Here is an 18,621-nt window from a genome sequence, read left to right as displayed (position 1 = left end):
CGTTATTTACACTAGAAAGTGAGGAATTTTAATACAACATGCAATTAAAACGGCAAGCGTCTTTTCATCAAAAAAATCATTTTTAAAGGCTTCAGCATCTACAATACCAACACATTCATTTTGTGTATTAAATAAAGGTAAGCAGGTTTCTGATTTAACTTTAGGATCGCATGTGTAGTATTCACCACCTTGTGATAAGTACTCTTCAACGTTATTAATAATACGGCCCTTGTGAGATAGCGCAACCTGTACGTTATTACTACCTGCCGCAAATGCTTGCGTTAAAGGGAACAACGGACGACTAGGCGCACCATGATAAGCCAATTTTAATAGTTGTTTACCTTCACTAGTATTAGTTGATTGATAAATACCATACCAATCAACACTTGTTTGTTGCTCAATGTAGCTCACAATACTTTGTAAATTAGCTAGCTTGAATTGTGTTTGCTCATCACTTTTAAGATAGTCAGTTAATTTGAATGGCTCATCTTGTAGGTAACCAAATAAACTACACGCACCGCCCTCGCCAAGCTCAGGTATTTGATACTCCCAACAGACATCAGGCAAAGCTGTGTTTGCTAAATGTAGCTCAAGCTTTTCAAGCTCTGTTGAAATCAAAGCTGGATTAGCACTTAGTTGTGCTTGTTTTAGGTAAGAAGAAATCATTTGGCCATCCATACATCTAAAGTTTCGAGAATAATAGCATGGATATTTTTGCAGAGCTAGCTCAACTTGTAGCACATTTCAACTTGGTTACCGCTGGCGTTATAAGTTACCTTTTCGGCTATTTCTTCTAGTAAAGACACCCCTCTACCAAATTCATTATTAACCTTTGCCAACTCATCGTGCTTACTACTAAACCCTCGGCCTGAATCACAAATAATGAAATATAAACTGAGCGTGTCGGGGCAATAGCGCATATCAATAATAATCATCGCATCTGTAAGTTTAGCAAGAGCTGCCTCTCTTAATTCATAATATCGAAAAAAGCCGTCTTCTTGTTTTTTAATCTCTGAGTTAAGCCCTAGTACACCATGATCAAGCGCATTGTTATAAGCCTCAGACAACAGTAAAAATATATTAGAACGATGGGCGTTTAGCCCCCCAACACTGCTTAAAATATTAACAACGTCGTAAACGGGGTCTGTTTTTTTTATTTGTTCTGAGTTTAAACTCAAAGATAAATTAAACGCTAAAGTAGAGAATGCTTCTCGCTCTTGCTCCTCAGGAACTAAAGGCAGGCAGTTTAGTAAAACAATGCTTAAATCGTCTTGCTGTTTAGTGCCATCTGCAAACTCAGTAACGTCAGCCACTATATCTTCGCTACTAATCATCGATTTACTTTTTAAGGTTTGTAAAAAACGCTCTTCCCCAAAAAATGTATCTTCTTTGTTTGCTGTTTCTATAATACCGTCGGTTGCTAATACTAGGCGTGTATTACTATTTGTTTCAAAGTGAATAACTTCATATTCAAATTCTTGATCGTCTAAAATCCCCAGCGCCATATGTTGCGACTCTAATGTTTGTTTTACATTACCGTCTTTATCTATTAGGTACGCATCTGGCAGGCCGCCCATCCATGCAGAAATACTTTTACCGGATGCACTAAGCTCTATAATGGTTGCAGCACAAAACATGTGTCCAGGTAGGAGATTGTAAAGCAGTGTATTTAGCTCACAGGCAATGTCATTAATCGCCATGCCTTTTTGTACCATAGTATAAAAAACACGAGAGATAGGTAATGCACCAATAGCTGCCGCTAAGCCGTGCCCTGTAAAGTCTCCCAACATGCAATACAGATTGCCTATTGGACTTTGCGCCACTAAAAACATATCGCCGTTAAACATAGACGCCGGCGATAAATTAAAATCGAGGTACTCTTTAAACTTGCCTTGATTCTCTAATGAGTTATTAAAAATATGCTCAATTATTTCGTGTTCACGTTCAATTTGATTATGATGATATTCAAGCAGTTTTTTTTGTTTATTTGATTTTTTACTTAGCTCTCTGGTGCGGCTATGTGCTTTAATTTTTGCATGCAAAATAACTTTTTCAAATGGTTTATGAATAAAGTCATCGCCACCTACCGCGAGGCACCGCTCAAAACTTGCTTGATCGTCTAAGGAAGTTATAAAAATAATCGGTAAGTAAACTTCACTATACTGCTGTTTTATTTTTTCAGCGGTTTCAAAACCATCCATTACGGGCATTAAAACATCAAGTAGTACAATGTCTATTTGCTCTCTTTTAAGTACATTAAGTGCATCTAGCCCATTGTAAGCCACTGAAATTTTGTAACCTTCCTGCTCAAGCATTTTACTTAGTAAAATGCGATTGAGCGCCTGATCGTCAACAATCAACACATGTATCATTAGCTAATATCAAACTTTTTATCAAAACGTGAAATTTGTAGGATTTTTCTAAGCTGAGGTTGGCAATTACTTATTTCGATGGTTTTCACTTGGCTATCAATGGTTTTTTTCATATTAAGTAACATGCCAAGTGCTGAACTATCCATGTAATCAGTCTCTCTTAAATCGATAATAACCTTTACTGTTTTTTCGCTCATTTGAGCATAAGCTTGGCGAAACGATTGCACTAAATTAAAATCAAACTTACCTTTAATTTGTATTGTTAATGTAGTGCCATCGACTGATTCATTCTTAGTTAAACTCATATTAAACTCCAATAATATTTCCTTTGAACTAAATATAACCTGTTAAAAGTATTTAGCAAAAAGAAAAACACACAACTTCAAATTTGCTATCATTTACACCAGTATTTAATTCATTTTTATCCACAAAGGTAAGGTATGAGTGATAGTCACTTAGTATATTCAACTAGTACGGGTCGCATTGACCAGCCGAAACCAGAAAAAGAGTTGCACGCTAAACTTTTTAAAGATGGTTTTATTCGCATTGAGCGTCAAACAAAAGGGCGTAAAGGCAAAGGCGTAATGCTAGTTGTTGGCATTGATCCAAAAGATCACGATTTAAAAAAGTTAGCTAAAACTATAAAAAGCAAAATGGGCCAAGGCGGCGCAGTAAAAGAAGGCATTATTGAAGTACAAGGTGATGACCGAGATAAACTAAAAGGCATTTTAGAAGCGTTAAAATTTAAAGTTAAAATTGCGGGTGGTTAACCCGCAATTTTATTAACTAGTTACTTCGCTATTTGCGAGTTCATTTAACCTTTCATACAAATTCGGTAGTTCGTGCTCAGCAATTGGCTTACTAAAATAATAACCTTGCACAATGAAGCAATTATTATTTTGTAAAAACTGCATCTGCTCTATTGTCTCAACCCCTTCTGCGACCACGTCTAGCTTTAACTTTTGCGCCATGGCAATAATAGCTGCAGTGATTTCCATATCATTTGTATCCTCTGGGATATCTTTTACAAATGAACGGTCAATTTTCAATATATCAACCGGGAATCGTTTTAAGTAACTGAGCGATGAATAACCTGTACCAAAGTCATCAATAGAAATTGATATACCTAATGCTTTAAGCTCGTGCAATTGTGTAATGGCTGCCTCTACATTACCCATTAGCATGCTTTCGGTCAGCTCTAAATGAAGGCGCTTTGCTGAAACACCCGACTTAATTATCATTTTGCTCAGTGTTGTAACTAAGCTTGAGTCTTTAAACTGGCGGGCCGATAAGTTTATCGATATATTATTTTCTAGACCTTGTTCTGCCAATCTTACGGCAAAATCACAAGACTCTTGAAGCACCCATTCACCTAATTCAACTATAAGGCCTGTCGCTTCTGCAATAGGAATAAATTTATCTGGAGGGATTGCGCCTTCAGTTGGGTGGAACCATCTTAATAACGCTTCATAACCAACGACCTGATGAGTACGGCTATCAACTTGAGGTTGGTAGTAAACTACAAATTGCTTTTCTTTGAGCCCTATACGTAACTCATTTTCAATAAATAAACGCTCATTTGCGGCCGCATTTAATTCTTGGCTATAAAAGTGGAAGGTATTACGTCCTTTTGCTTTTGCCTCATACATTGCCAAATCAGCATGTTTGAGTAACTGATCTTCCTCTAAGCTATCGTAAGGAGCCATAGTTATACCAATACTCGCGCTCACAATAACTTCATTGCTACCTAGTTTTATAGGCACGTTCAGTGTTTTTTGAATTGTATTGGCAACATCAGCCGCGTGAGCTTGGCTTTCTATACCACTGAGCAACACTGCAAATTCATCACCACCTAAGCGCGCTATGGTGTCCTCGGCTCGTAAACGTTTTTTAAGTCTGTTTGCCACTTCAATTAATAATTGATCGCCAGCATCGTGCCCTAATGTGTCGTTAATACGCTTAAATTCGTCTAAATCAAAGTAAAACAAAGCAAATGCATAATGCCCGCGCTCTGCTAATGCCATTGATTTACGCAATTGCATTCTAAAAAACGTTCTGTTGGCAAGTCCGGTAAGGGTGTCAAAGTAAGCCAGTTGTTCCATTTTACGCTGGCTTTCTTTTACAAACGAAATATCTTGTGCTGATGCTACATAACTGGTTATTTCACCGCCCTCTTCACGAATTGGCGAAACACTTAAAGACACCCAAATTGGCTCTTTGTTTAAACCCGCTATTAATGTGTCCCCGCGCCAGTAATTACGGCTGCGTAAATCTATGTCTATATCTTCGACTAAAATAGACATTTCTGAGGCAATAATATTAAGTAATGGTGCTCTATTAAAATGACTTTCTGGATAGCCTGTCATTTCGAGCATTTTGGGGTTTACATACTCAATGACAAAATTTTCATCGGTGATCACAACCCCAGTGCCCGAGAACGCGACCGCTTTAGATAAACGATTAGCTGCTTTTTCAGCAATTTCTTTTTCTGTAATTCTTTGGTTTAAACCATCAATAAGTTTGCGGATTTCTACCGTCATGTCTCTAAATGAGCCATTAAGGGTACCAATCTCATCTTTGTTTTCTGGCGGAAACTCTGTTGTTAGCTGACCTTTACCAAAGCTTGTTACTGCATAAACTAAAGTATGTAAACGCCGAAGCACTAGTTGATAAAGCGCCTGATGCAGCAATAAGGCAACTAATATTGCGTATAAAATAAAGAGTCCAAAAAACTTCAGTTTTAAATCTTGTAACGCAGATAACGTTGATGAACGTTTTTTATAAACCCCTATGTACCAATCTAAATCATCAATTTTACGGATATTAATAATGTGAGCTTCATCATTTTGTTCAAATGAATTGGCGTATTCTGGTAACTTCACCGCAATTGCATCGTCAATAATTGACTGCAGTTCTGGGTTTACAAATTCGTTAGTAGCGAGTGCTTTATTGTCACTACCGTAGTCAGCTAATAATGCAGGGTTTAGATTGGGATGGGCTAACAATTGCCCTTTACTATCAAATACAAGTAAGTGTTTTTCTTTATCGCCAACAGGTAAAAATGAAATAAGTTTATTAAGGGAAATATCGCTTCCCGTTACACCTAAAAACTCGTTATCAACATACACCGGCACTAGTAAGCTAATAACCCACTTTCGCCATACTGTATCGTAATAAACTTTTGACCATGCAGGCTCTCGCTCTGACCCCAACATACTTTTAATATATTTATACGTTGTACCTTGCGTAACTCTAAACTCGGCTGGTGCATTTAATGCCCAGTTTGGAGGAGAAACACGAATGAAATCGTCATCGGTAATTAAATAAAAGTTAAAAAAGTCATGTACCAGAGTCGGAGAAATTATACGCCATAACATTTCAGAATCATTAAATAGGCGTTTATAAAAAGGAGAGTAATTTTGCTGTGGTAAAAATGCTGCTGATAATCCGTCAGCCGAGGCACTTCGAATGGTACCATCGCTATTAAACTGTAACTGTGATTTATTACCTAAATTAATTGGTGAATTAGATTGAAAAAGCTGCTCTGTCACTACGTTATTAGCTTGCTGAGCAATATTTATTTTTGTTTTAATACGCTCATTAAACTGCTTCACTAATAAATCTGTAGAGCTTTTTAACACCTCATGTTCTTCAAAAACAAGTTGTTTCTCTTCAGATTTAAGCATTAAGGCAGCCGCACATACCCCTGCTATTAAACAAATAGCAGATATAAGCAGTGAAAGTTTTACACTTAAAGAATTCAATCCAAAACGAGATGGAGGCCGTCTGTAAACCACGGGTCAACCTTAATTATTAATAATTGTTATTATTTGAACCAGTTAACGAAATATACCAGATCCGCATTCATATTTATAAATTATTTGTAAAGTTTCTATAATAATCACCTAAGGTAAATAAATAGTACCCTAAGCTTATTTAGATCTTTATTGACATTGTTGGCAACTCTCCATACATTAACCGTATGAACATATTTATCTCTCGCACTTTTTTTTCGTTTTTTAGCTTCTTTATATAGAAGAGGCTTCCCTGTTTGTGAGATAAAATCAATCGAATAGTAAAGCCTCCCAACCGGGAGGCTTTTTTGTTTTTGCTGTGTAATAACAGCCTACTTTTGGAATGAGGATACCAAAATGACAAATGATGTATTAAATGCACTAAGACACGATATAAATGAAATAGACTCCGACCTACTCGTGTTATTAGCTAAACGTCGTCGCATTAGCCACGGTGTGGTTGAATATAAAATCGCCAACAACAAGCCAATTCGCGATGAAGCACGTGAACTCGCGCTTCTAGAAAAATTAATTGGTTATGGTAAGTCACTGGGTTTAGATGCTTACTACGTAAATAATGTGTTTCAAACTATTTTGGAAGATTCAGTTTTACACCAACAAGCAATGTTACAAAAAAACCTTAATCCAGACGCACTGAGTGAAACACACCGTGTAACTTACTTAGGTGGTCAAGGTTCTTATAGCCAGCTTGCATGTCATAAATACTTTAGTCGCCGCCCTGGTAAATTAATTGAAATTGGCTGTACATCGTTTGACGAAATAACAGGTAAAGTAGAAAACGGCCAAGCTGATTTTGGTTTATTACCGATTGAAAACACAAGCTCTGGTAGCATTAACGAAGTATTTGACTTATTACAGCACGCACAAGTCTCTATTGTTGGAGAAGTCACTCACAGTGTAGAGCATTGCTTACTCGCAAACCCTGATACTGAACTTAGCCAACTAACAAAAGTATTTGCACATCCACAACCATTTGCACAGTGCAGCCGTTTTTTGCAAGGCTTGGGTGATTTGCAACACGAAACTTGTGACTCTACATCAAGCGCATTACAATCAGCTCTGAACACACCAAATAGTGCTGCAATTGGCTCTGCACAAGCAGGAAAAAATGTCGGCCTTGAAGTCATCAAATCAAATCTTGCTAATCAAAGCGAAAACCATAGCCGCTTTATTGTTGTTGCGCGTAAACCTCTGCAAGTGTCTAACCAAATTCCAACTAAAACTAGTTTAATCATGTCGACAAAACAGCAAGCGGGCTCACTAGCCGATGCGTTGATGATTTTTAAACAGCATAAGATTAATTTAGTAAAACTTGAGTCGCGCCCAACTCCGGGCAATCCGTGGGAAGAAGTATTTTATGTAGATCTTGAAGCAAACTTAGCTGATAGCCAAGTAAAAGAAGCGCTAGAAGAACTTAAAGAACACACCCAATATGTGCGTATTTTAGGCTGCTATCAAAGCGAGTCATTACAGGCAGTAAGCGTTAATACTTAATACACACTTTCATAATTAAAAAGGGCCGATATCGGCCCTTTTTAGTAAAAAGTGACAAGTATTAGTCTAAAACTTTTGAATCATTCGCTTTATTTAATAAGCTTCGGCTTTGTGTTAAAAAGTGCTCTGTTGAGTCAGAAAAGTAAACTTTCGCTTGCGCAAAAGAATCAATAAGCGCTGCTTTATCTCCTGCTTTTAATTTTTCCAATGTACTTGCAAAAGTGTCTTGGTACTGTGCGAGCAGGCTCTCTACATCATCGAATTGCGCTAACATAATATCTGAGTACAACTCCGGCGACTGCGCAAATAAACGCCCTACCATCATCAGCTCTAATTGATAAATAGGTGACGAGCAACTACGTAACTCTTCAAGTGTATGACTTTGTTTTGCTAAAAACTGTCCGTACACAAATGTTGTTAAATGGCGCATTACCTGAATAATTTGCATTGCTTCGTCGTGCTTTTTAGCATGAAGCTCAACAAGCTGACAACCCCATACTTGTAACTGCTGTAACAAACCTTTTGCCGCTTGGTGCTCTCGCCCTTCACATACAACGACCGTTTGTTTTACCCAGTGTGATATGTCAGGGCCAAACATAGGATGCAAACCCACCACAGGGCCACTGTGCGCAGCTTTTAGTGCTTTAATAGGCGATTGCTTTACCGATGTAATATCAACTAGTAAACAGTCATCATCTAGTTTAGGTAACTTAGCAACTACTGCGTCCAATGCATTAATTGGTACGCTAATCATTACCAGCTTGGCACCTTTTAAAATATTTTGCGCATCGTTTTGCTGATCTTTATCTAAAACTTTAACTTCGTAACCTGAGCGAATAAACTGCTGAGCAAATAGCTGCCCCATAGCACCTTGGCCACCTACAATAACAATTGGCGAAAGTTCTGGCGCTGCACATGCAAGTTTTGCTTGTTGGTTTTGATAGGCTTCTCGCATCATGCGTCTTAGTATATCTTCAACGAGATCGGGGCTTACATTTTGATTTATTGCTTCTTGCCTTCTTGCCGCTAATAGCTCTGCTTCACGATTAGGTGCATGTAAAGGCGCGCCTGTTTGTTGTTTTATCTCACCAATTTTTTGCGTAATACCATTACGTTTAGCGAGTAAGGCAACAAGTTGTGCGTCGCATTCATCTATACCTTCTCTCAGCTGTGCTAAATCACTTATGTCAGCCACGTTCATACCACCTTAAAAAACAAATAACGTAAATATAAATTTACATAAAAGTAAACTAATCAATACGATAAATACTAACAGGATCAGCTAACTGATAAAAGGCTAAAGCTTAAATTTTACTAATGAGGAAATAAGAATTGAGAATTGAGAATTGAGAATTGAGAATTGAGATAATAATATTCTAAAACCAAAACGGGTTGCAACCCGAAGGATGCAACCCGTTTTTTTGCGTTGATAAACAGCGCGTATTAGTTAAGTTTTTCTCTAATACGTGCAGATTTACCAGAACGCTCACGTAGGTAGTAAAGCTTAGCACGGCGAACTGCACCGCGACGCTTAACTGCTACGCTATCAATAAGAGGGCTGTGCGTTTGGAATACACGCTCAACACCTTCACCGTTCGAAATTTTACGAACTGTGAATGCTGAGTGAAGACCACGATTACGCTTAGCGATTACAACACCTTCAAAGGCCTGTAGACGCTCTTTAGCACCTTCTTTTACTTTTACCTGTACAACCACTGTATCACCAGGGCCAAATGCAGGTACGTCTGTTTTAAGCTGCTCATCTTCAAGCGCTTTAATAATATTTTGGTTTACTTTTGCCATTATGTTTCTCACTTTCCTAGGTGTAACTGTCTTCTAGCCACAAGCTTTTTGGTACTCTTGCTGAAATTCTGCGAGTAATACCGCTTGCTCCTCAGTCAGAGCTAGGTTATGCAACAAGTCAGGACGTCGTAACCAAGTTCTACCTAATGACTGCTTAAGCCGCCACTTTGCTATCTCTTGGTGGTTTCCACTGAGTAATACAGCAGGAACCTGTTTGTCGTCCAATGTTTCTGGTCGTGTATAGTGTGGACAATCTAACAAGCCATCCGAAAACGAATCTTGTTCTGCTGACTGGTTATGACCTAACACACCTGGCACTAATCGCGCTACTGCGTCAATTAATGTCATGGCAGGTAGTTCACCACCACTCAAAATAAAATCACCAATTGACCATTCTTCGTCAACATATGATTCTATTATTCTCTCATCTATACCTTCATAGCGACCGGCAATCAAAATCAGTTTATTAGAGTTAGCGAGTTCGCTAGCGCCCTGCTGATCAAGTTTGCGCCCTTGCGGGGACATATAAATTACTTTAGCGCCATCACCAGCTGCTTTTTTAGCTTCGGCAATCGCTTTTTTTAATGGCTCAACCATCATTAACATACCTGGTCCGCCCCCGTAAGGACGGTCATCTACGGTTCTATGCTTATCTAAAGCGTAGTCTCGCGGATTCCAACAGTTAAAATCAATTAAACCATTTTTTACTGCGCGACCGGTAACACCTTGGTCTGTAATAGCGTCAAACATGTCTGGAAAAAGGCTTATCACCCCTACCCATAATGAACTAGTTTGCGTCATTAAAACCCTGGATCCCAATCTACGGTAATTTCTCTTGCGTCGTATTTAACTTCTTTAATAACTGAATCAGTTAAAAAAGGAATCAAACGTTCAGCTTGACCAAATGCGTCTTTACTGTTTGCTTTCACAACTAGTACGTCATTTGACCCTGTCTCCATAAGGTCATCAACAATGCCTAAGCTATAACCTTTATCGGTTACAACAGACATGCCAATGAGATCTCGCCAATAGAACTCACCTTGCGGAAGTTCTGGTAAATGCGCTGCATCCATTGAGATTTCAGCATGGGTATAAGCCATTGCTTCGTCTCGGTCGTTTATCTGCGCAAATTTAGCGATAAAGCCTTTGTTGTGGCGACGCCAGTCGACCACTTCTAAGGACTGCCATTTACCTTGCTGCCCTATCAACCACGGGCTGAAATCGAAGATCCCTACGGGATCATCAGTAAATGAATGTACCTTAAGCCAGCCCTTTATACCATATGGGGCACCGAGCTTTCCTACGACAATTATTGATGAGGTGTTCTCTTGACTCATGGTTACACTTACGCCTATTAAGCCGCTTTACGAGCGTCTTTTACTAACTTAGCTACGCGATCTGAAAGAGATGCGCCCTGACCTACCCAGTGTTCAACACGTGGTAAATCTAAACGAATTTTTTCTTCTTGACCTGAAGCAATTGGGTTAAAAAAGCCTACTTTCTCGATGAAGCGACCGTCACGCGAGAAACGGCTATCCGCAACCACAATTTGATAGAAAGGGCGTTTTTTAGCGCCACCACGTTGCAAACGAATAGTTACCATACCGTCCTCTATAAAGATTGACTGTTTTCATTAATAAGATTTACTCCCCAGAATGGGGAGCTGGGGAATTGTACGAGTTTTTGGCAATAACGCAAGTAAGAAGTGAAGCAAAAAGACAGTTTAGTAGGTTAAACCGTGATCTCAACGACAAATTAGGGTTAAAGGTGTATTACATGCATAATTTATTCAACAAAAAAGGAGCTATTTGCTCCTTTAAATATGATTCGCTATTATTTTAAAAAATAACTCAAAAGTATTTTTTAAAACTTAGGACCACCGCCACCCATCATCCCAGGTGGTAACATGCCTTTCATACCGCGCATCATTTTAGTCATGCCGCCTTTACCTTTCATCTTTTTCATCATTTTTTGCATTTGCGTAAACTGCTTAAGCAGCTTATTGATCTCTTGTACTTGTGTACCAGAGCCAGCTGCGATGCGTTTTTTACGCGAACCTTTGATGATTTCTGGACGTGCGCGCTCTTTTTTAGTCATTGAGCTAATAATAGCTTCCATTTGGATAAATGTTTTGTCACCCATTTGGCCTTTAACAGCATCTGGTAAGTTAGACATACCAGGGAGCTTATCAAGCATCGACATCATGCCACCCATATTTTTCATTTGCTTTAATTGATCAGCAAAGTCGTCAAGGGTAAAACCGGCACCTTTAAATACTTTTTCAGCAACTTTGGCAGCTTGCTCTTTATCTACTTTCATTTCGACTTCTTCGATTAATGAAAGTACATCACCCATACCTAAAATACGCGACGCTATACGGTCTGGATGAAAAGGCTCTAGTGCGTCAGTACGCTCACCCACACCCATAAATTTAATTGGTTTGCCTGTGATATGACGAATAGATAAAGCAGCACCACCACGTGCATCACCATCGGTTTTTGTTAATATTACACCGGTTAGTGGCAGGGCTTCGTCAAATGCTTTAGCTGTATTTGCCGCATCTTGACCCGTCATTGCATCAACAACGAATAAAGTTTCAATTGGGTTGATTGCTTTGTGAAGATCTTTAATCTCGTCCATCATGTTGCTGTCAACATGTAAACGACCTGCGGTATCAACAAGTACTACATCTATAAATTTCTTTTTAGCATGAGAAATTGCAGCGTTTGCAATATCCACTGGCTTTTGCGAAATATCACTTGGAAAGAAATCAACGTCAACTTCTGTAGCAAGCGTTTCTAGCTGTTTAATCGCAGCAGGGCGATAAACATCGGCACTTACTACAAGCACTGATTTCTTTTTGCGTTCTTTTAAAAACTTAGCAAGCTTAGCTACACTGGTGGTTTTACCCGCACCTTGCAGACCCGCTACCATAACAACGGCTGGCGGTTGTGCATTTAGGCTTAGCTCTTCATTGGCCTCACCCATTGCTTTTTCTAGTTCTTCACGCACTATTTTTATAAATACTTGGCCTGGGCTTAAGCTTTTTGTAACTTCAACCCCAACTGCACGTTCTTTAACTTGTTTTACAAACTCGCGAACAACAGGCAGTGCCACATCGGCTTCTAAAAATGCCATACGCACTTCGCGAAGTGTGTCTTTTATGTTGTCTTCAGTCAGACGGCCACGGCCACTGATATTTTTTAAGGTTTTACCTAATCGTTCTTGGAGGTTCTCAAACATGTAACGGTTCCGATAAGACGTTTATATCAATCCATTAAAATTTTACGGTTAGTTTGATTTTCAATTAACCAGGATTGACTTATTAAGTTTCAATTAAAAGTAGTATACCGTATATGGCGTCTTACAATACAGTGTTCAAGTGCACCTTGTTGAGTTTCTTTTTTTAAGGTCTATGCATTTGCTTTGCTATAAAATACAATGGCTATATAACAACAAGGATTATTTTGTCTCAAATTAAGTGGCCCAAGCACAATGCTGATTATTAGTTTAACTATTATTGCCAGTTTATTTTATGTGTTAGCAACGTCTCACGTGCTCTCACGCCTGTTTCATCAACAAGGCCCTAGCCAAAAGGTAACCGTCATATTGAGCACGGTTGCTATAGTGGCGCATATGCTGCTGTTAGTTAACTCTGTTTTTAGATCCGATGGTCAAGACTTAAGTATTGTAAACGTCTCCCTTTTAACATGCTGGGTTATTGTAGTTTCAGTAACAGCTGTGTCGCTAAAGTTCCCTGCCACTTTATTATTGCCCGTTGTTTATGGTTTTGGTGCTTTACTTACAATTGCCAGTTTATTTATTCCTCATCATATTTTACTGCAAAGCATTAATATTGAGGTTGGCTTAGTAACACACATTTCCTTATCCCTATTGGCCTACTGTATTTTAATTATTGCTACTTTATATGGTGTACAGTTCTACTTTATTGATAAACGTTTAAAACGTAAAGATTTAGCAATTGTGCATAGTCACCTTCCGCCTTTGATGGTTGTTGAGCGCCAGCTTTACCAACTGCTTAATTTAGGCACCATATTACTCACGTTCGCATTACTCTCGGGGTTTGTATTTCTTGATGGGATGTTTGCTAAAGAGTTCATTCATAAAACGATATTGTCGTTAGTTGCGTGGGCTATTTTTGCCATTGTAGCCATCGGGCATATGAAAAAGGGTTGGCGCGGTAAACCTGTGGTTATTACCATCATGGTCGCTGCATTTGTCCTCACACTCGCATATTTTGGCAGCCGTTTCATACAAGAAGTGATACTAAATAAGTTTTAACTTGACTCTGCTTGCTCACTCTAGCTTAATACGCATTGATTTATAAGAAAAGGATCCATCGTTGGACGACATATCGACAAGTACCCTATTTATCATTTTAGGTTTTTTGGTGCTTTTTTCTGCTTATTTTTCTGGTTCAGAAACCGGAATTATGTCAATCAATCGTATACGCCTGCGACACCTCGCTAAAGAGGATCATCGTGCAGCTAAACGAGTCAGTAAATTACTTAGCCGTCCAGATAGGCTCATCGGTTTAATCTTAATTGGAAATAACCTTGTCAATATAGCTGCAGCTCAAGTTGCTACCATTATAGGTATTCGCCTTTACGGTGACCTTGGTATTGCTATCGCTACGGGTGTGTTAACTTTAGTCGTGCTTATATTTGCCGAAGTAACACCTAAAACTCTTGCTGCCCTCTATCCTGAAAAAGTTGCTTTTCCAAGCTCAATAATACTTAAAGGGTTACTAAAAATTCTTTTTCCTTTTGTTGTTATCGTTAACTGGATGACCAACGGGATATTGCGATTATTTGGTATTAGTGCCGCTCAAATCGACGAGCACAGCATGAGCAAAGAAGAATTAAAAACAGTGCTCAATGAGTCAGGCGCACTTATCCCTGCTCGCCATCAAAGTATGCTGACCTCAATTTTAGATTTAGAGCAAGTAACCGTTGAAGATATCATGATCCCACGTAACGAAATTGTGGCTATTGATATTAATGATGATTGGAAACTAATTAGTCGTCAGCTTACCCATGCACAACATACTCGCGTGTTGTTGTATCGCGACAATATAGATGACGCAGTAGGCTTTATTCACTCTCGAGATGCACTTCGTCTACTTACAAAAGAGCAATTTGATAAACCATCTTTGCTGCGTGCTGTACGCGAAATTTACTTTATCCCAGAGGGAACATCACTTAACACTCAGCTGTTAAAGTTTCAGCAGTCTAAAGAGCGTATTGGCTTAGTAGTAGACGAGTATGGCGATATTCAAGGTTTAGTAACGCTTGAAGATATTTTAGAAGAAGTTGTTGGCGATTTTACAACTACACAAACTCGTACGCCAAGCGAAGAAGTAGAAACACAAACTGATGGCTCTTGTATTGTAGATGGCGGCGCTAACGTACGCGATTTAAATAAAGAGATGGGTTGGGATTTCCCACTAGACGGCCCAAAAACTTTGAGTGGTTTAATTGTTGAATACTTAGAAGATATTCCCGATGCAAATATTAGTCTACGTATTGCGGGCTACCCTATTGAAGTACTTGAAGTAAAAGAGAATATGATAAAACAGGTGAAAATTCAGCCTAATAAGCGTTCTCGCTAAGTATAAAAGGAGCCGATTGGCTAATGCCAGTCAGTTAAGCTGACTGGCATTTTTCTTTTTATGGGGATACTTAGATGGTTTTGGCTTAACCCATCGGGCTGACGAATCCCCAAAACGTGACAGGCACAGCAATTTATGATCTTATGTAAATCACCACAACCCACATAAGTCACAACTGCTATGCCTGAGACATCAGTTTGCCATAAGTACTTTAAACATGCATTAGCGCCATTCAATAATGCCAGAGTAAAAACATTACTAAGCTGCAGTAATGCATTAATTTCGGGCAATAAACTTACCTTAACTGAAATCGGCAGAAATTTGTCTGGCGCTGTGGATGTAAAACATAAAATAAAACGCGTTGATCGCTTCTTAAAAAATACTCACCTCTACAATGAAAGGGTCGCTATCTATGAAGCATTAGCTCATCCTATTATTGACTCTTTACCCATGCTTGCAATTGCCGTTGACTGGAGCGGTGCCTGTGGTCACGACTATCACTTACTGCGAGCAAGCTTACTTGTGGATGGGCGCTCTATCGTGATTTATAACATGATTGTTGAGCAGAAGGATTTTGATAGCCCAGCAACCAACAGCCTGTTTTTAGATGAACTTTATGAAGTGCTTGGACGACATCCTAGTGTCTATATTGTAACAGACGGCGGCTTTCTTACGCCTTGGTATAGTAAAGTACGCGAACTTGGTTGGCATATGATAGGTCGATTAAGAGGCTCAATGAAGTGTAAACTAGCCATGCAATCACAATGGCATACATTAAAACAACTTAGGACTGGTGCCAGCGATATACCTAAGGCGTTAGGTCAAGCACGACTAACTCAGTCCAGCCCGACAGCATGCGATGCATTTTTACACGTATATCATGGAAAAAATAAAGGAAGAAAAGGAAAAAGCAGATTTACGAAAGATACAAAAATGTATCAAAACTTAGCTAAAGAGCCATGGTTACTCGCGACATCAGACAATACAATGACGAGTAAGCGAGTAGTTGGTTTATATAGTAAAAGAATGCAAATAGAGCAAAATTTCCGCGATGACAAAAGTTTGAGATATGGTTTTTCGTGGCGTTTTAGTAAAAGCACCGGCATAAATAGAATAGGAATATTATGCTTGATAGCCACAATAGCGAGCACTGCGTTATGGTTTATAGGGTGTGAAGCAGAAAAAAGAAAGTGGCATATAAAATTTCAAGCAAATAGCGTTAAGAATCGCCGAGTTCTTTCATTTTTAACCTTAGCCAAGCAAGTCATAAAGCTATGTAAGAGACGTATTACACAAAGCTATATAGAAAAAAGTTTAAAAAACTTTATTTTGAATTACGAAAAAGAGGCCGCAGGATAAAGTGGGGATCCCTCAGCCCATCGGGGATATCTTCTATCCTCTCGTCTAGCTGGAAGCTTAAATAAGACCAGTGTATTGAGTAAGTGCTGCCAGTGTATTGGAATGTTCCCTGGACTCATTATAGATACTGACGAGAAATACTGAATGACAGCCATCGAACTGCTAGAGAAACTAAGCTGGTTAGGCCATATCCCTGTAACTGTCGCCGCCATCGTCATTATTCTTCGTATTAAATTATAGGCGAGTAACACGCCCCATAGCTCCTGACGCACCATGTCTGGACGCTTGCTTCTTAAATGGTATGCGCTATCAAGCATGGTTTGTTTGATTTCTCTAAACCCAAGTTCTATCTCCCAACGATGACAATATAATTCAACAATTTCATTACCTGGATAACGCAATCTATCCGTCATCGAGGTTAATATACGGTAGCTTTTGCCCTTTATTGTTTTGCTGATTAATCTCGCTTTAATCGTTTCAGGAACATCGGGAAAGTTTTTTTGTGCATGCTTTGTTGTTTTCAATTCAATGATATGGTCATTTTTACCCGCGCTGGAGATGATTTCATACTGTAAGTCGGGCCTTGCTGGTATCAGCCAGTGCCTCATCTTCCCAGTTTGGTGCCAACGATTTAACAGGCCTAAAGAATAATATCCTTTATCAAACATAGTCAGTGAATTATCTGGTGTACGTTCAATTAAACGCTCAGCTAATTTCATCTCGTTGGTTTTATAGTTATCAAACTCGCTACTGAGCAGTTGATGGCTGGTCAATTCCATATGACAGACCATGCGTATTTGAGGAAAGGCTGTATCACCGTATTGGTTGCTACCTGAAGAGAAGGCTTTACGGTTATCAGGCGTGTCGGCTGTTCGCCACACAACACCGTCAACAGCTAATAGGTTCAAACCATTCCATGTTTCGAATGACTGTTGCTTATACATTGATTGAGCAGATTTATTGAAAACGTGTTTAACGGAATCATCACCTAACCTTTGTCTCGCCTGTACCATCGCACTTGGAGCAACGAGTGGGTTCTTGCCAGGTAACATGATATCTAGCTTATTAGCGATATTCCAAACTGATTCTTTTCGAAACAATGCCATGCCAATAACTGACCACAAAACAGCCTCAAGCGGTAACCTTCGCTTACGAACGGTTGCAATCCCAGCTTGTTGAAAGCCTTGTTCAATGATTTCAGGGTCAAGAATTTCTGATAATTTTTCAAAGGTATGGTATCGGCTGCTTTCTTCAAGTGTTGCTTGCAGTGCTTGTTCTATATTCACAAAAAAAATCCGTAGTTAGTTTCCTAACTACGGATTTTGCATGATCGTTTGGATCGGTCAACCGGTCATTTTCTTAACTGATCGGCATTAGCCGATTGGCTCCTTTTTTATATCCATTAATAACTCTCTAGCCAAATATAAGACGTTCAAACCAACCTTTATCAAGCTCGTCTTCACAGCGCTTTAATTGCGCGCCATAACGGCTCGCTCTGTGTTTAACTTTATTTGCGACACCCATTAACCACTTTTTCTTTTTATATGTGCCACGCTTATAGCCACCCCAACCTTCATGATAATTAAGGTATTGTGCGTAAGCATCCCATTTAGAGATTTTATTTACTTTATGCGTTTTATAAACAAACCACGCCATAAAGTCGATTGCATCGTCAAAGTCGTCTCTATCAGCACCATTGTTGCCTGTTTCACGAATATAATCTGACCATGTTGGTGTTTTAGCCTGTGAGTAACCATAAGCATCACTTGCGCGACCGGTTGGAATTATCCATAAGAAGTACTCCATAGGCGGAGCGGCATCATGCTTAAATGAGCTTTCCTGGTACATCATACTCATGAGTACATGCTTAGGAGAACCCCATTTTTCTTGCGCGTCTTTTGCGTCAAAATACCAATCAGGTTTTTCTTCAAAGATTTTACATAGATCATTAGGTTGCTTTGGAGGCGCTGTAGCACAACCAGCTAAAGTAATGGCAAGAGATAAAATAATTGCATTTTTTTTCATTTTTCTAAGATCTCACAGAACTTTTCTAAAAAGTGTGGGTCTGACTCAATGAATGCAGCAGTACAGCATTAGTTCATCCCTGAATATATATTTACGCAGCCTACTTAGGCTGCGTTTTTTT

17 protein-coding genes and 1 other annotated feature are annotated in these 18,621 nt (G+C 39.1%); of the genes, 5 read left to right on the top strand and 12 right to left on the bottom strand.

Annotation, left to right across the window (positions count from 1 at the left end):
* Positions 1 to 6: 6 nt before the first annotated feature.
* Genes ABX891_RS06910 through ABX891_RS06900 form a run of 3 tightly spaced genes read right to left on the bottom strand, consistent with a single transcriptional unit; the run spans position 7 to position 2,677 of the window.
* Positions 7 to 666 (bottom strand): GAF domain-containing protein, encoded by a 660-nt coding sequence (locus ABX891_RS06910; protein ID WP_002962950.1) that lies wholly within the window; start codon positions 664 to 666, stop codon positions 7 to 9.
* A 56-nt stretch (positions 667 to 722) separates the two neighbouring features.
* Positions 723 to 2,372, bottom strand: coding sequence for a SpoIIE family protein phosphatase (locus ABX891_RS06905; protein ID WP_024595659.1), 1,650 nt, complete (start codon positions 2,370 to 2,372; stop codon positions 723 to 725).
* Positions 2,372 to 2,677 (bottom strand): STAS domain-containing protein, encoded by a 306-nt coding sequence (locus ABX891_RS06900; RefSeq protein ID WP_002962948.1) that lies wholly within the window; start codon positions 2,675 to 2,677, stop codon positions 2,372 to 2,374. The genes ABX891_RS06905 and ABX891_RS06900 overlap by 1 nt, the downstream gene beginning before the upstream one ends.
* A 135-nt stretch (positions 2,678 to 2,812) precedes the next feature.
* Here ABX891_RS06900 and ABX891_RS06895 point away from each other — a divergent pair, with 135 nt between their 5' ends.
* Positions 2,813 to 3,142 (top strand): SUI1 family translation initiation factor, encoded by a 330-nt coding sequence (locus tag ABX891_RS06895; RefSeq protein WP_002962947.1) that lies wholly within the window; start codon positions 2,813 to 2,815, stop codon positions 3,140 to 3,142.
* Between the two features lie 12 nt (positions 3,143 to 3,154).
* Here ABX891_RS06895 and ABX891_RS06890 read toward each other — a convergent pair whose 3' ends face one another.
* On the bottom strand, positions 3,155 to 6,169 hold the full coding sequence (locus ABX891_RS06890) for a bifunctional diguanylate cyclase/phosphodiesterase (protein WP_039489199.1): 3,015 nt from the start codon (positions 6,167 to 6,169) through the stop codon (positions 3,155 to 3,157).
* Between the two features lie 192 nt (positions 6,170 to 6,361).
* Positions 6,362 to 6,479 (top strand) — a sequence feature (Phe leader region).
* A 44-nt stretch (positions 6,480 to 6,523) separates the two neighbouring features.
* Here ABX891_RS06890 and ABX891_RS06885 point away from each other — a divergent pair.
* Positions 6,524 to 7,681: a chorismate mutase gene (locus ABX891_RS06885; protein ID WP_002962945.1), complete on the top strand. Its 1,158-nt coding sequence runs from the start codon at positions 6,524 to 6,526 to the stop codon at positions 7,679 to 7,681.
* A 61-nt stretch (positions 7,682 to 7,742) separates the two neighbouring features.
* Here ABX891_RS06885 and tyrA read toward each other — a convergent pair whose 3' ends face one another.
* The 6 genes from tyrA to ffh form a co-directional block, all read right to left on the bottom strand.
* Entirely contained in the window at positions 7,743 to 8,876 is a 1,134-nt protein-coding gene (tyrA, locus tag ABX891_RS06880) for a bifunctional chorismate mutase/prephenate dehydrogenase (RefSeq protein WP_024596585.1), read from the bottom strand.
* Positions 8,877 to 9,124: 248 nt separating this feature from the next.
* Entirely contained in the window at positions 9,125 to 9,484 is a 360-nt protein-coding gene (gene rplS, locus ABX891_RS06875) for a 50S ribosomal protein L19 (protein WP_002962189.1), read from the bottom strand.
* A gap of 33 nt (positions 9,485 to 9,517) precedes the next feature.
* A complete protein-coding gene (gene trmD, locus ABX891_RS06870) occupies positions 9,518 to 10,285 on the bottom strand; it encodes a tRNA (guanosine(37)-N1)-methyltransferase TrmD (RefSeq protein ID WP_002962190.1) in 768 nt (255 codons plus the stop codon).
* Positions 10,285 to 10,821 carry a ribosome maturation factor RimM gene (rimM, locus tag ABX891_RS06865; RefSeq protein WP_024596584.1) on the bottom strand — a complete coding sequence of 179 codons (537 nt, stop codon included), beginning with the start codon at positions 10,819 to 10,821 and terminating at the stop codon, positions 10,285 to 10,287. Before rimM ends, trmD begins: the two co-directional genes overlap by 1 nt.
* 17 nt (positions 10,822 to 10,838) lie before the next feature.
* On the bottom strand, positions 10,839 to 11,087 hold the full coding sequence (gene rpsP / locus ABX891_RS06860) for a 30S ribosomal protein S16 (RefSeq protein WP_002962192.1): 249 nt from the start codon (positions 11,085 to 11,087) through the stop codon (positions 10,839 to 10,841).
* A gap of 260 nt (positions 11,088 to 11,347) precedes the next feature.
* Complete coding sequence (ffh, locus tag ABX891_RS06855; protein WP_002962194.1) at positions 11,348 to 12,727, bottom strand: signal recognition particle protein; 1,380 nt, start codon at positions 12,725 to 12,727, stop codon at positions 11,348 to 11,350.
* A gap of 252 nt (positions 12,728 to 12,979) precedes the next feature.
* On the opposite strand from ffh, the gene ABX891_RS06850 reads away from it, so the two are divergent.
* The 3 genes from ABX891_RS06850 to ABX891_RS06840 all read left to right on the top strand — a co-directional run bounded on the left by ABX891_RS06850 (position 12,980) and on the right by ABX891_RS06840 (position 16,475).
* Positions 12,980 to 13,786: a cytochrome C assembly family protein gene (locus ABX891_RS06850; protein ID WP_002962197.1), complete on the top strand. Its 807-nt coding sequence runs from the start codon at positions 12,980 to 12,982 to the stop codon at positions 13,784 to 13,786.
* A gap of 61 nt (positions 13,787 to 13,847) precedes the next feature.
* A complete protein-coding gene (locus tag ABX891_RS06845; protein ID WP_002962198.1) occupies positions 13,848 to 15,116 on the top strand; it encodes an HlyC/CorC family transporter in 1,269 nt (422 codons plus the stop codon).
* Positions 15,117 to 15,296: 180 nt separating this feature from the next.
* Entirely contained in the window at positions 15,297 to 16,475 is a 1,179-nt protein-coding gene (locus ABX891_RS06840) for an IS4 family transposase (protein WP_354629161.1), read from the top strand.
* Here the strand turns inward: ABX891_RS06840 and ABX891_RS06835 are convergent.
* Both ABX891_RS06835 and ABX891_RS06830 read right to left on the bottom strand, forming a co-directional pair.
* On the bottom strand, positions 16,451 to 17,761 hold the full coding sequence (locus tag ABX891_RS06835) for an IS4 family transposase (protein WP_354629160.1): 1,311 nt from the start codon (positions 17,759 to 17,761) through the stop codon (positions 16,451 to 16,453). The genes ABX891_RS06840 and ABX891_RS06835 overlap by 25 nt on opposite strands.
* A gap of 127 nt (positions 17,762 to 17,888) precedes the next feature.
* Entirely contained in the window at positions 17,889 to 18,500 is a 612-nt protein-coding gene (locus tag ABX891_RS06830) for a transglycosylase SLT domain-containing protein (protein ID WP_002962200.1), read from the bottom strand.
* Between the last annotated feature and the right edge of the window lie 121 nt (positions 18,501 to 18,621).

The sequence above is a fragment of the Pseudoalteromonas sp. NCIMB 1079 genome (genome assembly GCF_040567695.1).
Classification (GTDB): Bacteria; Pseudomonadota; Gammaproteobacteria; order Enterobacterales; family Alteromonadaceae; genus Pseudoalteromonas; species Pseudoalteromonas distincta.
The sequence above is the reverse complement of the archived record's forward strand: the minus strand, read 5'-3'. Positions and strand labels throughout refer to the sequence as shown.

Bases quoted from the DNA above. Each gene is read 5' to 3' on its own strand.
- ABX891_RS06910 (WP_002962950.1), bottom strand. From the start codon at position 666: ATGATTTCTTCTTACCTAAAACAAGCACAACTAAGTGCTAATCCAGCT.
- ABX891_RS06905 (WP_024595659.1), bottom strand. From the start codon at position 2,372: ATGATACATGTGTTGATTGTTGACGATCAGGCGCTCAATCGCATTTTA.
- ABX891_RS06900 (WP_002962948.1), bottom strand. From the start codon at position 2,677: ATGAGTTTAACTAAGAATGAATCAGTCGATGGCACTACATTAACAATA.
- ABX891_RS06895 (WP_002962947.1), top strand. From the start codon at position 2,813: ATGAGTGATAGTCACTTAGTATATTCAACTAGTACGGGTCGCATTGAC.
- ABX891_RS06885 (WP_002962945.1), top strand. From the start codon at position 6,524: ATGACAAATGATGTATTAAATGCACTAAGACACGATATAAATGAAATA.
- rplS (WP_002962189.1), bottom strand. From the start codon at position 9,484: ATGGCAAAAGTAAACCAAAATATTATTAAAGCGCTTGAAGATGAGCAG.
- trmD (WP_002962190.1), bottom strand. From the start codon at position 10,285: ATGACGCAAACTAGTTCATTATGGGTAGGGGTGATAAGCCTTTTTCCA.
- rimM (WP_024596584.1), bottom strand. From the start codon at position 10,821: ATGAGTCAAGAGAACACCTCATCAATAATTGTCGTAGGAAAGCTCGGT.
- rpsP (WP_002962192.1), bottom strand. From the start codon at position 11,087: ATGGTAACTATTCGTTTGCAACGTGGTGGCGCTAAAAAACGCCCTTTC.
- ffh (WP_002962194.1), bottom strand. From the start codon at position 12,727: ATGTTTGAGAACCTCCAAGAACGATTAGGTAAAACCTTAAAAAATATC.
- ABX891_RS06850 (WP_002962197.1), top strand. From the start codon at position 12,980: ATGCTGATTATTAGTTTAACTATTATTGCCAGTTTATTTTATGTGTTA.
- ABX891_RS06840 (WP_354629161.1), top strand. From the start codon at position 15,297: ATGCCTGAGACATCAGTTTGCCATAAGTACTTTAAACATGCATTAGCG.
- ABX891_RS06830 (WP_002962200.1), bottom strand. From the start codon at position 18,500: ATGAAAAAAAATGCAATTATTTTATCTCTTGCCATTACTTTAGCTGGT.